16 protein-coding genes are annotated in these 15,099 nt (G+C 40.8%); 8 read left to right on the top strand and 8 right to left on the bottom strand.

What is annotated here, in order from left to right:
• Nucleotides 1-102: 102 nt before the first annotated feature.
• A complete protein-coding gene (gene punC / locus LGZ99_RS01370; protein WP_036840499.1) occupies nt 103-1,302 on the bottom strand; it encodes a purine nucleoside transporter PunC in 1,200 nt (399 codons plus the stop codon).
• Nucleotides 1,303-1,448: 146 nt separating this feature from the next.
• On the opposite strand from punC, the gene punR reads away from it, so the two are divergent.
• On the top strand, nt 1,449-2,357 hold the full coding sequence (gene punR / locus LGZ99_RS01365; RefSeq protein WP_023045588.1) for a DNA-binding transcriptional activator PunR: 909 nt from the start codon (nt 1,449-1,451) through the stop codon (nt 2,355-2,357).
• A 6-nt stretch (nt 2,358-2,363) separates the two neighbouring features.
• Here the strand turns inward: punR and purR are convergent, their stop codons facing one another.
• Nucleotides 2,364-3,389, bottom strand: coding sequence for an HTH-type transcriptional repressor PurR (gene purR / locus LGZ99_RS01360; protein ID WP_021325613.1), 1,026 nt, complete (start codon nt 3,387-3,389; stop codon nt 2,364-2,366).
• 485 nt (nt 3,390-3,874) lie between these two features.
• On the opposite strand from purR, the gene LGZ99_RS01355 reads away from it, so the two are divergent.
• Nucleotides 3,875-4,222 carry a Grx4 family monothiol glutaredoxin gene (locus LGZ99_RS01355; protein WP_036840524.1) on the top strand — a complete coding sequence of 116 codons (348 nt, stop codon included), beginning with the start codon at nt 3,875-3,877 and terminating at the stop codon, nt 4,220-4,222.
• Between the two features lie 114 nt (nt 4,223-4,336).
• Here LGZ99_RS01355 and rnt read toward each other — a convergent pair whose 3' ends face one another.
• Nucleotides 4,337-4,993: a ribonuclease T gene (gene rnt / locus LGZ99_RS01350; RefSeq protein WP_021325611.1), complete on the bottom strand. Its 657-nt coding sequence runs from the start codon at nt 4,991-4,993 to the stop codon at nt 4,337-4,339.
• A complete protein-coding gene (gene gloA / locus LGZ99_RS01345) occupies nt 4,993-5,406 on the bottom strand; it encodes a lactoylglutathione lyase (protein ID WP_021325610.1) in 414 nt (137 codons plus the stop codon). Before gloA ends, rnt begins: the two co-directional genes overlap by 1 nt.
• 172 nt (nt 5,407-5,578) lie before the next feature.
• On the opposite strand from gloA, the gene LGZ99_RS01340 reads away from it, so the two are divergent.
• Nucleotides 5,579-5,818, top strand: a complete 240-nt coding sequence (locus tag LGZ99_RS01340; RefSeq protein WP_023045585.1) for a DUF1289 domain-containing protein — start codon at nt 5,579-5,581, stop codon at nt 5,816-5,818.
• A gap of 558 nt (nt 5,819-6,376) precedes the next feature.
• Nucleotides 6,377-6,808, top strand: a complete 432-nt coding sequence (gene slyA / locus LGZ99_RS01335; RefSeq protein ID WP_021325608.1) for a transcriptional regulator SlyA — start codon at nt 6,377-6,379, stop codon at nt 6,806-6,808.
• A gap of 84 nt (nt 6,809-6,892) precedes the next feature.
• On the opposite strand, the gene LGZ99_RS01330 is transcribed toward slyA, so the two are convergent.
• A complete protein-coding gene (locus LGZ99_RS01330; RefSeq protein ID WP_023045584.1) occupies nt 6,893-7,363 on the bottom strand; it encodes an outer membrane lipoprotein in 471 nt (156 codons plus the stop codon).
• 345 nt (nt 7,364-7,708) lie between these two features.
• Between LGZ99_RS01330 and anmK the strand changes: the two genes are divergently transcribed.
• From anmK to pdxY, 4 genes are all read left to right on the top strand, one after another.
• Entirely contained in the window at nt 7,709-8,821 is a 1,113-nt protein-coding gene (gene anmK / locus LGZ99_RS01325) for an anhydro-N-acetylmuramic acid kinase (RefSeq protein ID WP_262978807.1), read from the top strand.
• Between the two features lie 48 nt (nt 8,822-8,869).
• Nucleotides 8,870-9,523 (top strand): pyridoxamine 5'-phosphate oxidase, encoded by a 654-nt coding sequence (pdxH, locus tag LGZ99_RS01320; RefSeq protein WP_036840496.1) that lies wholly within the window; start codon nt 8,870-8,872, stop codon nt 9,521-9,523.
• 119 nt (nt 9,524-9,642) lie between these two features.
• The gene (gene tyrS, locus LGZ99_RS01315; RefSeq protein WP_023045582.1) at nt 9,643-10,917 is read left to right on the top strand and encodes a tyrosine--tRNA ligase; all 1,275 of its coding nucleotides are present in this window, start codon (nt 9,643-9,645) and stop codon (nt 10,915-10,917) included.
• Nucleotides 10,918-11,096: 179 nt separating this feature from the next.
• On the top strand, nt 11,097-11,960 hold the full coding sequence (gene pdxY, locus LGZ99_RS01310) for a pyridoxal kinase PdxY (RefSeq protein ID WP_021325604.1): 864 nt from the start codon (nt 11,097-11,099) through the stop codon (nt 11,958-11,960).
• Between the two features lie 71 nt (nt 11,961-12,031).
• Here pdxY and gstA read toward each other — a convergent pair whose 3' ends face one another.
• From gstA to fabI, 3 genes are all read right to left on the bottom strand, one after another.
• A complete protein-coding gene (gstA, locus tag LGZ99_RS01305; RefSeq protein ID WP_023045581.1) occupies nt 12,032-12,637 on the bottom strand; it encodes a glutathione transferase GstA in 606 nt (201 codons plus the stop codon).
• A gap of 334 nt (nt 12,638-12,971) precedes the next feature.
• Nucleotides 12,972-13,730: a hypothetical protein gene (locus tag LGZ99_RS01300; RefSeq protein ID WP_036840492.1), complete on the bottom strand. Its 759-nt coding sequence runs from the start codon at nt 13,728-13,730 to the stop codon at nt 12,972-12,974.
• A 412-nt stretch (nt 13,731-14,142) separates the two neighbouring features.
• The gene (fabI, locus tag LGZ99_RS01295; protein WP_036840489.1) at nt 14,143-14,931 is read right to left on the bottom strand and encodes an enoyl-ACP reductase FabI; all 789 of its coding nucleotides are present in this window, start codon (nt 14,929-14,931) and stop codon (nt 14,143-14,145) included.
• Between the last annotated feature and the right edge of the window lie 168 nt (nt 14,932-15,099).

Here is a 15,099-nt window from a genome sequence, read left to right as displayed (position 1 = left end):
TGTATGAGTATAAAAGCGGAAAATTGTTTCATCAATTAATAAATAAAGACTGCAATTAATTGATAATTAACAGTCTTTATTGAAGTAACGATTTGATTAATATCAGGAATGTTGTTCAACAGCTTGAATACAGCGATCAGCTTTTTTTTTCCACTGTATAAAATATCCTAATGCCATCAGAATAATGGTAGAAGCCATGACAGTGGTTGTCGATATAAGCGGATTGTTAATAAATGCTGAAACAATCAGGCTGGCAATAAAACAGAGCCCTAATTGGAGCGTGTTTTGCAATGCGGCGGCTTTTCCACTGTCTTGTGGGTAAGCGGATAAAGCATTAGCGACTGCAATGGGATATGAAGCACCATTCATAGCGGCCATAAAACAGAAAGGAATCAGAATCGTTAACATGGTTGGTTCGCTAAATTTTGCGATTAAATACAGCACAATCATGCTGACAGCATAGCCAACCAACAAATAAGGGAAAACAATTTCACTTCTTATTTTAGTCAAGATACTGCGGCATCCATAACCACCGGCCATAAAGGCTAACGTTTGAGGCACATAACTCAGACCGATATCCTTTGGGCTATAGCCCATATTACTGAGAATAAAAGGTGAACCTGTTAACCAGGCAAAAAAACCAGCGCTGCATGATGCAAATATCAGGACGTTGCCACTGAACACCGGAGATTTTAGTAACGTAAAGAAAGATACATTGCTTTTCTGCGTTTCAGTCTCACGCTTTTTTTGGCGGTTTTCTTGCAGGAATAGAGTAGGCAACAGCAGTAATAATGTAATTGCCAGTAATACCAGAAAAATGATGCGCCAGCCGCCATGTTGTAACAGCCAGGCACCCATCAAAGGCGCCAGGGCAGGGGAAAGTGCGACTAGGGGCATGATCGTGGCAAAAACGCGTTTAGTATGGTTGGCGTCATAACGATCAATAACTAATGCTTGCCATGAAACTGCGGCTGAACAAACACCTATGGCTTGGATAAAACGCAAAACTAAAAGTTGCGTGGCGTCTGTTATCCAAAGCATACCCAGACAGCCAACAGAAAACATTGATAACCCGGTGATGATAATAGGCTTTCTTCCAAAGCGATCGGAAAGAGGCCCCCACAAAAGTTGAGCAAAGGCAAAACCTGCAAGAAAGATGCTCAGGCTGGCACTGATTGCTCTCGCCGATGTACCTAATTCTTGTTGCATAGGGCCGAATGCCGGTAGATACATATCAATAGCCAGGTAACCCAGCATACTCAAGCCTGCAAGGTAGAACATGAACTGACTTGAGTTTTTCATTTGATTACTCTCTTTGGATGTCATGATTGAAATAACTTGCTGTGTAGGTAGATAAGAATATTTTTACATATTCTATATGCCGTGATTTTTACTTGTGAAACGGTAATATTTGGATAATGCTGTGAAAAAAATTGAAAGGTAAAATTATGTGGTCAGAATATTCACTTGAAGTTGTGGATGCTGTTGCCAGAACGGGAAGTTTTAGTGCTGCTGCAACGGAACTTCACCGCGTCCCTTCTGCAATCAGTTATACCGTAAGACAACTGGAAGAGTGGCTTGCGGTCCCGTTGTTTGAACGTCGTCATCGGGATGTGGAATTAACTGAGTCAGGCACTATTTTTATCAAAGAGGCTCGCGCTGTTATCAAAAAAATGATTGACACTCGTCATCAGTGCCAACAGGTTGCAAATGGCTGGAGAGGGCAATTCAGTATTGCTATTGACCGGGTTGTTAAACCAGAACGCAGTCGTCAGCTTATTCTTGATTTTTATCACCATTTTCCTGATATAGAGCTGTTTATTCATCAGGAAGTATTCAATGGTGTATGGGACGCGCTGGTGGATGGCCGGGTTGATGTTGCAATTGGCGCCACCCGGGTAGCGCCGGTAGGGGAAAGGTACAGTTTCCGAGATATGGGATTTATGCCCTGGCTGTGTGTCGTCAGTACGGGTCATGCTTTGACTCAGCTGACCGGCCCTCTGTCAGATGATCAAATGCGACCTTATCCTAGCTTGTGTCTTGAGGATACATCCCGCAATTTACCGAAGCGTGACACCTGGACTCTGGATAATCAGCGCAGACTGGTGGTACCTGATTGGGAATCTGGTCTGGCTTGTCTGAACGAGGGTTTATGTGTGGGGATGGCACCTAAGCATAGGGCAATGCCGCTGATCCGGCAGAAAAAACTGGAAGCATTGGAATTAGAGCAGCCTTTGCCGGATAGCCCGTGTTGTTTGACATGGGTGCAAAATAGCCATTCTCCGGCATTAAGTTGGCTTCTTGGCTATCTCGGCGATAGTGAAACTCTTAATGCTGAATGGCTTCAGGATGAATAGGGAGGATTAACGGCGATAGTCGATAAAGGGGCCATCTGTGACAGAACGCCGTTCAACCAAACGTGGATGTACTTCAATAGTTTGTGCATCTTCACGTTTACTGACTATTCTATCCAGTAACATAGAAAATGCCATTTGTCCCAGACGTTCTTTTGGCTGATGGATAGTCGTCAATGCCGGAGAGAAATAGCGGGCGTTGCGTATATTATCGTAACCGATCACAGAAATATCCTGTGGGACGCGTAATCCTAGTTCATCAGCAGCACAAATAGCCCCCATTGCCATAACATCGCCACCACAGAAAACTGCGGTCGGACGCTGTTTTTGATTCAGAATTTGATGCATGGCTTTGTAGCCCGATTCGGGTTCAAAATCCCCTTGAACAATCCACTCTTCTCTGATTGGAATACTGGCTTCTTTTAAGGCTTTCAAGAATCCCTGATGACGGCCGCCACCGGTATTTCGTGCCAGGGGGCCAGGGATCGCACCAATATCACGATGACCACGTTCAATAAGATAGCGACCAGCCAGATAACCGCCGTGGAATGCGTTATCAATAATAGTATCAGTGAAATTACTTCTGGCTTGCCCCCAATCCATGACGACCATTGGGATATTGCGATAATCTTCTAACATTCCCAGCAATTGTTCCGGGTACTCTGAACACATCACCAGCAATCCATCTACCCGTTTTTGTGCCAGCATGGCCAGATAGGCTTTCTGTTTATCAATGTTATTGTGTGAGTTACACAAAATCAGCGTATAGCCTTTGCTATAACAACTGTTCTCAACGGCTTCGATGACTTCAGCAAAATAGGGGGCTTCGCTGGACGTTGCCAGTAATCCGATCGATTTTGTATGGTTAACTTTCAGACTGCGGGCAACAGCACTGGGTGAATAACTCAGTTCTTTGATAGCAGCCCAAACGGCGGCCTTGGTATCTTCGGCGACGAAACGGGTTTTATTAATAACATGGGATACGGTAGTGGTTGAAACGCCAGCGTGCTTAGCCACATCTTTGATCGTTGCCATGAGATGAAATACTCCTGACCTTTTGGTCTAAATTTAAAACTCTTTGTTAATTATTTACCAGTATCTTTATACATTAGGGTGTCTGCTGGCAATAATTTAGCGATAAATCCTGAATTTTGTCTGATCTGGCTCAAAAGTGAAAGCAATAATCAATGTTATAAAATACAGGGTGATCGTTATTTTATGTTTTTTCCTTAATGTAAGGATAATTAACCATGTTAACTGAATGGTATTTTTGGTTATAGACTTCTATTCTTAGGGGGGATCGATGAATACCGATTTGAAGCTTGGCTTATTTACTGCGGTGAGCACGTTGGTGATGATTGCCATTTTTGCTGCTGTTTGCTTGATCTTTGCCTGATAAAGGCCATCCTTACCAGGATAAGAAAATATCAGGATGCATATTGGTGAGAGAAAATGGTATTCTCCGCCAATATTGTGACGATGTTGGTTATCAACATACTGTTGGTTTAAAGGAAATAAAAATGACGATTATTGAGAAGATTGAGCGCCAAATTAAAGAGAACCCGATTCTGCTGTATATGAAAGGCTCTCCTAAATTACCAAATTGTGGATTTTCTGCCCAGGTTGTTCAGGCTTTATCTGCATGTGGTGAACGTTTTGCTTATGTAGATATTTTGCAAAATCCAGATATTCGTGCAGAATTGCCAAAGTATGCTAACTGGCCAACGTTTCCTCAGCTTTGGGTCGAAGGTGAGTTGATAGGTGGATGCGATATTATTATTGAAATGTATCAACGTGGTGAGCTACAAACATTAATTAAAGAAACCGCTGATAAATATCGCTCTCAGGATGAAAACGCGACAGAATAATTTTTAAATTAGCGACAGGCTATTATGTTATCTCCCCATATGTTGATATATGGGGGTTTTTGTTATTGCTTAAATTTTAATTTGATTATATTAATCTTATAGTTAGCTATAAGTCTATCCGGTTTTTTCTTCTTCTGTTGTCGCTAAGGGCCAGCCGCCAAGTTGTTTCCAGCGATTAACCATTTCACAGAATAATTCAGCGGTACGCTCAGTATCATATAAGGCGCTGTGAGCCTGATTATTGTCGAATGGGATCCCGGCTGTGGCGCAGGCTTTTGCTAAAATCGTTTGTCCTAATACCAGGCCACCCAAAGCAGCCGTATCAAAAGTCGCAAATGGATGAAATGGATTCCGTTTCAGTCTGGCGCGTTCTGCGGCAGCCATAACAAAGCTATGATCAAAGTTAGCATTGTGCGCAACGATAATGGCCCGACTGCAATGACTATTTTTTATCCCTTTACGAACCATTTTGAAAATAGCGTGCAGAGCTTCATACTCGTTTACTGCTCCACGTAGCGGGTTTGATGGATCGATGCCGGTAAACTCTAGGGCCGCTGGTTCAAGATTTGCGCCCTCAAATGGTTCAATATGGAAATGAAGTGATTCGCTTGGCGCCAGCCAACCTTGATCATCCATCTCCAGTGTGATGGCGGCAATTTCAAGTAACGCGTCTGTTTTGGCATTAAAGCCGCCAGTTTCAACATCAATAACAACAGGGTAATAACCTCGGAAACGCCTACTAAGGACGTTTGGCTCTTTTTTGTCAGACATCAGATTGAGTTACCCAGGGCGTTGCTGGCATTTTTGTTTTCAATAAGCTCAATTTTGTAACCATCTGGATCTTCAACGAAAGCAATAACGGTTGTTCCACCTTTTACCGGGCCGGCTTCACGGGTAATGTTACCACCTGCTTTGCGAATAGATTCGCAAGTGGCTGCGACATCATCGACACCCAATGCAATATGACCAAAGGCATCTCCCATTGCATAATGGTCAACTCCCCAGTTATAAGTTAACTCGATCACCGCCCCTTCGCTTTCATCTGTGTAGCCAACGAAGGCGAGTGAGTACTTATATTCTGTATTCTCACTGACGCGTAGCAGGCGCATTCCTAATACTTCAGTATAAAAATCAACGGAGCGTTGCAGATCACCAACGCGGATCATGGTGTGGAGTAAGCGCATAATTACCTCTCATTTAATGGTTTTACCAGTATTTTTGTGCGGCAGGCCGCACAAAAACCACTAACTATAACGTGTCTTACGGTTACAGTTCAATTTATCCATAATTATAATTTATTCTCATCTGGGTTTATAATTAAATATAGTATATGAACTGTATAGGAAACGGGATGTGATGGTCGAGCAACTAGAGTTCTTTGCTATTCCCACTCCTTGTCGAGGAATTTGTCAGGCTAATGAGCGGGGGTTCTGTTTGGGATGTTATCGCAGCCGGGAAGAAAGATTTAATTGGATGAAAATGTCAGATGGGCAAAAGCGTGAAGTATTGAGATTGTGCCGGCAAAGATATTTACGTGCAGTGAGAGCACAAAATCAGACAGATGAAGAACTGCCTGAGCAGCCATCACTATTTTAATTAGAAAATTTTGAGGTTATTAGAGTTAACAATTCAATGATTTACTTATATAGAGTTATATTTTTGGCGAAGTTATAAATGTTCTACTATAATTTAAGGTGTTTTGTTTGTTATTTTTTTATTTATTGCTTAACGGGAAGGTTAGCGGTTTTTATTTTGAATTTTTTATAACATTATGTTTTGAATGGAATTTTTAGTTTGATTGTGTGACAAATGTAAAATAAAAACAACATTAATGTAAAAATAGATAGCTTAGCATTTAGATGACAGCTATCCTTATAGTACTTGGAATAAAGTATTGAATGATATTTATTGGTTTCTATTTGTTTGTATTCATAGTTCTGATAGTTTTTGTGTTAAAAATATTGTATGTTAATTGTTTTGTTCTGAATTGAATTTAAGTTTAGTTGTTCTTGGTTATAGTTACCTGAATTAGTTAGTTACTAAGAGTTTACTGTGATTACACAGAAGTTATATATACTTTTTTAAGGCTAATTAGCCTGATTTAGAAAAATTTGGCTGTTATGTTTAGTAGGCTAGTTATTTAAGGAGGGACAATTGGAATCTACATTGGGATCAGATCTGGCACGGTTAGTCCGTATTTGGCGTGCTTTAATTGATTATCGTTTAAAGCCGTTGGAATTAACTCAGACTCATTGGGTAACGCTATACAATATTAGCCGGTTACCCCAGGAGCAATCTCAGATACAGTTGGCGAAAGCTATCGGTATTGAACAACCATCTTTAGTCAGAACATTAGATCAGCTTGAGGAAAAAAGACTTATCACCCGGCATACTTGTGCCAATGATCGTCGTGCAAAAAGAATCAAGCTGACTGAAGACTCTGCATCAGTTATTAGGGAGCTAGATGGTGTTATTGAATCGACAAGAAATGAGATTCTGGATGGTATTTCACGCGAGGAACTTGCTTTTCTTTCCACTTTAGTGCAGAAACTAGAGCAAAATATTATCCAATTACAGAGTAGATAGTAATTACGATATCCATGAAATGCTAACCGGATGAAAGAAGACCGCGACTTACAAAGATGAAGTCACGGTTTTCTTATCTATATTTTATTGTCGAGGTGAAACCGTCAGATTATTACCTTGGCCTGCGATTCTGACACGTTGGCCTTTACTGAAGACTGTTTTACCTTGTTTTTGAACAACAATGATACTCTCACCGCTGTCACGACGAATTTCCAATTCTACACCTTTAGTTGTGTTGAGTGCCCCCTGAATGTTTTGGCCTGCAACACCACCGGCAACGGCACCCGCGGCAGTCGCCAATGTGTTGCCACTACCCCCGCCAATAGTATTACCAACCAGGCCACCCAGAACTGCGCCACCGATAGCACCTAATACATTCTCATTGCTGCCTGCTTGAATATTGACAGGACGAACGGAAACAATCGTACCGTAAGAGACTGTTTGGACTTGTTTAGCTTGTCCGGCAGTATAGGTATCACCAGAAAGAGAATCGGTGTTGACACAGCCTGATAATGATGCAACGGCAACCGCGCTAACTAAAAAATGCTTAAACATAATAACTCCTGATTTTGATGCCTGACTGCGGAAATCTGATAGCTTATGGACAACCAGGCTACAACCGGCATTGGCAACAAGTAATAAAAAATTTATTCGGATAGAATAATCGGTACATTAGCAATCTAGTGCTAAACATATATTAAACGTCAATAGAGATTTTTAAAAGAAATAGCTATTAATGAAAAATTCCGCATTTTTTGTGAAGTTGTTTCCAAAACTTAGGTTTTATTCCTTTGTTTTCCTATTAACCATATACAGCTAAAACCACCGCGCTTTATAGTTATTGGCGTGGTTTCTGATTTTATCAAGGTAGATTTTAAGCAGGAAGGCAAATTAATGGTTATGAAGTCAAGTCGTTATATTGGTGTTATGTCGGGTACAAGTCTGGATGGAGTTGATGTGGTGCTTGCCGCAATCAGCGATAAAGTTGTTGCTCAACAAGCTAGTTATTCACATCCGTTTCCATATGAACTGAAGCAAAAAATTCTCGCAGTTTGTCAGGGGCAACAAACGACATTATCTGCAATAGGCCGGTTAGATTATGAGCTGGGTTCTTTATTCGCTGAAGCTGTGCAAGGTTTACTCACTAAAACTGGGTTAACGACAAGCGATATCATTGCTGTGGGATGCCATGGGCAGACCGTTTGGCATGAGCCGGACAGTCACACGCCTTTCACTATGCAGCTTGGCGATAATAACCGTATCGCGGCTTTAACCAGGATGACGACGGTTGGTGATTTTCGCCGGCGGGATATGGCATATGGTGGGCAGGGTGCGCCATTAGTTCCGGCTTTTCATTTTGCCGTGTTAGGTCATCCAACAGAACGCAGGATAATTCTCAATATTGGTGGTATTGCCAACATAACGACGCTGTTACCTGGATCGTTAGTCAAAGGGTATGACACCGGTCCGGGTAATATGCTGATGGATAGCTGGGTATGGCGCCATCAGAAAAAACCTTATGATAAAGATGGTCAATGGGCACGGGAAGGTGTCGTCAATAACAGCTTACTCAGACAAATGCTCTCTGATCACTATTTTTCACGGCCAGCGCCTAAAAGCACCGGCCGGGAGTATTTCAATATGAGCTGGCTGGAGGCACAATTAGTTAATTTCCCTGATGTATCATTTGTTGATGTTCAGGCAACGCTGGCCGAACTGACGGCGGTGTCTGTGTCACAGCAAATTATGTTGAGTGGTGGGTGTGAACGTCTGCTGGTTTGTGGTGGTGGCGCGCGTAATCCACAAATAATGAGTCGACTTTCGGCATTATTGCCGGGGACGGAAGTGTGTCCGACAGATAAATATGGTCTTAGTGGTGATGATATGGAAGCACTGGCATTTGCCTGGTTAGCATTCCGTACGATGTCGGGGGCTTCAGGAAATTTACCCTCTGTGACTGGCGCCAGTACTGAAACTATTTTAGGTGCAATTTATCCTGTTACTAATGAATAACAATGATAAGCTGTCTGGTATTTAATGAGTCATAAGCAGGGCTACATAATGTCAGAACGTAATGAATTTGATGTTGCAGAATTACGCCGCGAATATGTTCGTGGCGGGTTAAGACGTAAAGATTTGACCAAAGAACCCATCGAACTTTTTGAGCGTTGGCTCAAGCAGGCATGTGAAGCCAAATTGTATGATCCAACAGCAATGTGTATCGCCACGGTTGATGAGCATGGCCAACCGTATCAACGCATTGTGTTATTGAAGCATTTTGATGCCAATAGCTTGGTTTTTTATACAAATTTAGGCAGCCGGAAGGCAAAACATTTGATGCAGAATAACAAAATCAGCCTTCATTTCCCTTGGCATCCACTGGAAAGGCAGGTTTCTTTTCTGGGTAAAGCTGAACGTCTTTCTCCTGCTGAAGTGGTGAAATATTTCCATAGTCGCCCTAAAGATAGCCAGATTGCTGCATGGGTGTCGCAACAATCATCCCGTATTTCCACACGCGGTATTTTGGAAGGGAAATTCCTTGAGCTGAAACAGAAATTCCTCAATGGTGAGGTTCCTTTACCCAGCTTCTGGGGTGGATTTAGAGTGACCTTTGATTCTGTCGAGTTTTGGCAAGGTGGTTCAAGTCGGCTCCATGACCGGTTTATTTATCAACGGGAAGGTGATAGCTGGTATGTTGACAGGCTTGCACCATAAATAGTGGATTACCATTTTTAATACTGGCACTTATAGTATTGGCGCTTTATGCTATGCCGCACTCTTTTTGAATCGCGATTTATACAACAGACAAAATAAACAAACTGATGGAGTCATTAATGTCTAGCAATAACCTGATAAAACAACTGCAAGAGCGGGGCCTCATTGCCCAGGTTACGGATGAAAATGCGTTAGTAGAGAGACTGGCGCAAGGCCCTGTTTCCCTCTATTGTGGTTTCGATCCGACCGCTGACAGCTTGCATTTGGGGCATCTGGTTCCCTTGCTGTGTTTAAAACGATTCCAACTGGCCGGGCATAAACCGGTGGCGTTGGTCGGTGGGGCTACGGGTTTGATTGGTGATCCCAGTTTCAAAGCCACTGAGCGTAAGTTGAATACTGAAGATACCGTTAAAGAGTGGGTAGAAAAAATCCGCCGGCAGGTTTCACCTTTCCTGGATTTTGATTGTGGTGAGAACAGCGCTAAAACAGCCAATAATTATGATTGGTTTGGCAACATGGATGTTTTAACGTTCCTGCGTGATATCGGCAAACATTTCTCGGTTAATCAGATGATTAACAAAGAAGCGGTTAAACAGCGTTTGAACCGTGATGATGTGGGTATTTCTTTCACTGAGTTTTCTTATAACTTGCTGCAATCGTATGACTTTGCCCGCCTGAATGAAGTGCATGGTGTTGAGTTGCAGATTGGTGGTTCTGACCAGTGGGGGAATATTACTTCTGGTATTGATTTAACCCGTCGTATCAACCAGAAGCAAGTATTTGGTATGACTGTTCCTCTGATTACTAAATCTGATGGCACTAAATTTGGTAAGACAGAAGGTGGGGCTGTTTGGTTGGATCCGAAGAAAACCAGCCCATACAAATTCTATCAATTCTGGATTAACACTGCGGATGCCGATGTCTATCGCTTCCTGAAGTTCTTTACCTTTATGAGTCTTGAAGATATTGATGCTTTGGAAGAAGAAGACAGAAATAGTGGCAAAGCACCTCGTGCCCAGTACGTGTTGGCAGAACAGGTCACCGGCATGGTGCATGGTGCAGAAGGGTTGGCAGCCGCTAAACGTATTACAGAAAGTTTGTTCTCCGGTGCGGTCGCTGATTTGACCGAAGAGGATTTCGCTCAACTGGCACAGGATGGTATGCCGGTAATCGAGCTGGAAAAAGGCGCAGATTTGCAACAGGCTCTGGTTAATGCCGGGTTAGTCCCTTCCCGTGGACAAGCACGGACTATGATTAGTTCCAATGCTGTTGCGGTTAATGGTGAAAAGCAGCCTGAACCTGAATATGTGTTTACTGACAGTAATCGTCTGTTTGATCGTTACACATTGTTGCGTCGTGGCAAAAAACACGATTGCTTGATCTGCTGGAAATAACCAATATTGAGTATATACCCAATAGATTTCAAGTTGCAGCGAGGCGGCAAGTGAACGCAGCCAACAAAGCAGCAACTTGAAATATGAAGGGTATAAATGGGCAACGGTAATGTTGCCCATTTTCTTACCCTAACTTTATCTTACAAACAGAAGCCAGAATAAAAATATAGGCCACGATTGTGAAAAATATCCTTTCGATTCAATCTCATGTTGTCTTTGGGCACGCTGGTAACAGCGCTGCGGAATTCCCTATGCGCCGGATGGGGGTAAATGTCTGGCCGTTGAACACTGTCCAGTTTTCAAATCACACCCAATATGCTCAATGGAAAGGGTGTGTTATGCCGGCTGACCATCTCACCGAAATCGTTCAGGGCATTGAAGAAATTGAACAGCTTAAATCTTGTAGTGCAGTTCTGAGTGGATATATCGGTTCACCAGAGCAGGGTAATCATATTATCGATATTGTGAAACGGGTGAAGGCGGCGAATCCTGATGCTTGGTATTTCTGTGATCCTGTTATGGGACATCCAGAAAAAGGTTGTATTGTTGCGCCGGGGGTTGCTGAATTTTTGTGTGAAAAGGCGCTCCCTGTGAGTGATATCATTGCACCAAATTTGCTGGAGCTTGAAACGCTCAGTATGCAGAAAGTGACCAATGTCGAACAGGCGGTTACGGCTGCCCGATCTCTGTGCGAAAGAGGGCCGGATATTGTACTGGTTAAACACCTTAGTCGTGCCGGTTACCGGGCTGATCGTTTTGAAATGCTATTAGTGACTCGAGAGCATAGTTGGCATGTTAGTCGGCTTTTAGTGGATTTTGGCGAACGTCAGCCGGTTGGTGTTGGTGATTTAACCAGCGGTTTGCTATTAGTTAATCTATTAAAAGGGGAGTCTTTACAAACGGCTCTTGAACATGTCGCTGCTGCGGTTTATGAAGTTATGATAACAACCAAAGATATGAACGAATATGAGTTACAGATTGTCGCTGCTCAAGACAGAATGGTGACACCTGACCATGAATTCCGTGCGAAGCAATTAGATTAATACGCAATTAGAGCAATAATGTATTTAACCGTTCCACTGATGCTGTGTGGAACGGTGTGTTTATCTGTAGATCAAATTAACCCTTCAGCCTTCAATGCATCACGAACATTTGGACGTTCTGCAATTTTTTCCTGATAGGCTTTAAGATGTATCAGGCTGGATAAATCTAACTGAACCAAAGGTGCCCAGTTGCTGACTGTAAATAAATAAGCGTCAGCAACAGTAAAGTTATCTCCGGCAATGTAGGGCTGTTTTGCTAATATTTCATCTATATAATTGAACTTTTTAAGTAGATAATTAATAGCAACAGGACGATAATTGTCTGGTGTTCCTGGTAAAAACAGTGGCGAATACCCTTTATGAATTTCACTGGAAATATAACTAAGACATTCAAGCTGGTGATATCGCTCCATCGTCCCAGCGGGTGCAATTAATTTTCTCTCCGGTTTCTGGTCTGCAATATATTGAACAATAACAGATCCTTCGGTAAGGATCTCATTGTTATCTAGCAAGAGAGTTGGCACCTGGCCTTTTGGATTAACGGCGAGAAAGTCGTCGCCATTCTCCGTTTTTTTCGTTTTTAGATCAACTTTAATAACGCTGAAATCAAGCCCTGCTTCACGGAGGATGATGTGAGGAGATAGGGAACACGTTCCAGGTTGGTAATAAAGTTTCATGTATCGCTCCTTAAAAATTTCCGGTAATGAATATTATGGGACAAAGGAACTCAGTAAGGCATTTTTCATGGCCTTGATATATATTACCACGCTATATGGGAATATGTTATGTAAAACTACTTACCCAGAACTGACCTGTATTTTGTGTTATATGGCATATTTACATCTAATTATAAATAACGTTTCGTAATTCTGCTACACATGACCTTCTTCAACCCATTGTTATACATAGAATTATGAGGGTATAAGATGTAGCGCTATTTTGGAATCTTATTTATTATACAAAATAAACAATAGAAATTGTTAATAATTTCATAAATTCACCTTGTATTGATTATAAGATAATTAATATATTATTCTTATTAAATGACTTGTAATCATAGGAAAATAAATTTAATTTATTTGTTAGGTCGCTAAAATAAACCATGCATTGCCTATAGTTTCTTGTGAAAATATCTTTTTTATTTTCTTTATTAAAATATTCAATTAAATTATTGTAAGTATTGTTAATTGTTTTTATTTGTCCATTAAGCCTATTCACCGAATTGCTTATAGTTTCCAGGCTAAATGAAACATCTGATATGTTTAAAATAATTTCTTCTATCAATAAAGAAATTTTATATATTTGCTTTTTATTTTCTCCGTCGGGAATGATTTTTAATAATTTTTGGATTTTTATATGTGTTTTTCCGGCGAAATTTTTCTTACACTCAAAATTAACTTTAGCTATTTCAAATGGTTGTGTTATTTTTGAAATGAAATCATTTACCTTACTAAAATCTGATTCAATTTCTTTCAATGTATGACTGATGCTGGCAATATAACCATGACCTAGATATCCACAGCCAAGTGCTCCTAAATAAGTTGTTACTTTTTTTATATTCTTAATAATTGTGTCAATATCTTGTTCATCGAATTTATATGCATATTCATAATTTTCCAATGCTGATGGCCAGCCATATAATGATTTACTAAACTCATTCCAAAAAGATTCAATTTCTTTTGATGGGTCATAATTTTCCAGACATTCTGGTAGTGTTATATTCGTAATGGATTTAAACATATTAGATATAATTAAAAAGTCATTTTTCATTTTATGCACCTTGATAAAATAATAAACATTATTAAACTCTATAAAAGTATGAAATATAATATTTAAACTAAAAGGTTAAAATGATAATAAAAATAAAATATTGTACTGATAATCGATTTTATGAAAGTTAACTTGTTGATTATATTAAAGGACAGATTACTGATTAGTGCAAGGAAATGAGATGATATTTTTAATTTCATTAAAATAATTATAAGGTGATATCATTTAACTCCTTAATTAAAAAGGCTTTAATCGATTTTCAAAATTTTTTTATATTTTAATTTAAAATTAATCTTTATCTATTAGTGATAATTTAATTAAGCAATTAATGTATTATTTTTATCAATAATAAAAGGCCCGAAAAACTCATTTTCCCGGCCTTTTACGCTAATCATCAAGGATGATTAACTGATTATCTCAATTCCAGCTCATTCATTGCTGCAATGCTAAAACCACCGTCAACATGCAGGATTTCACCGGTAATACCGCCGGACAGATCCGAACATAAAAATGCCGCAGCGTTACCGACATCTTCAGTTGTTACCGTACGACGAATTGGGTTAATGGATTCACAGTGAGCCAGCATTTTACGGAAATCTTTGATGCCGGAAGCGGCCAAAGTACGGATAGGGCCAGCAGAGATACCGTTAACACGAATACCTTCCGCACCCATGGTGTTAGCCATATAGCGAACGTTAGCTTCCAGAGATGCTTTTGCCAAACCCATCACGTTATAGTTAGGGATTGCACGCTCTGCACCCAAATAGGTGAGGGTCAGCAAAGCAGAATTTGGATTCAGCATTTCACGGCAAGTTTTTGCCATAGCAACAAAGCTATAAGAACTGATGTCGTGTGCGATTTTAAAGCCTTCGCGGGTAACGGCATTGACATAGTCGCCATCCAACTGATCAGCAGGTGCAAAACCAATGGAGTGAACAAAGCCATCAAATTTTGACCATGTTTTAACTAATTCAGTGAACAGAGCTTCAATGCTTGCATCTTCAGCCACGTCGCAAGGCAGAACGAGAGTAGAGCCTAGGGAAGCCGCAAATTCTTCAACACGAGGTTTTAACTTGTCATTCTGATAAGTGAAAGCCAGTTCGGCTCCCTGATCATGCATTGCTTTTGCAACACCATAAGCGATGGAGAGTTTACTGGCGACGCCAGTGATCAGAATGCGCTTGCCGGTCATAAAGCCCATAACAGTATCCTTGTGTGATAAAGCCAATAATGATATTAATGGATTAAAATTGCTAACAGAGACAATATCAATACGGCATTTTATTGTTAATAAACCCAGTGATTCTATCACGCTGGAGAGAAATGTGCTGTATTTTGCGTTCTGCTCCGAGCAGTGATTATTGTTTTA

The organism is Photorhabdus temperata (genome assembly GCF_025384845.1).
GTDB lineage: Bacteria > Pseudomonadota > Gammaproteobacteria > Enterobacterales > Enterobacteriaceae > Photorhabdus > Photorhabdus temperata.
Note: the sequence above shows the minus strand (reverse complement) of the source record. Positions and strands in the feature narration are given on the sequence as shown.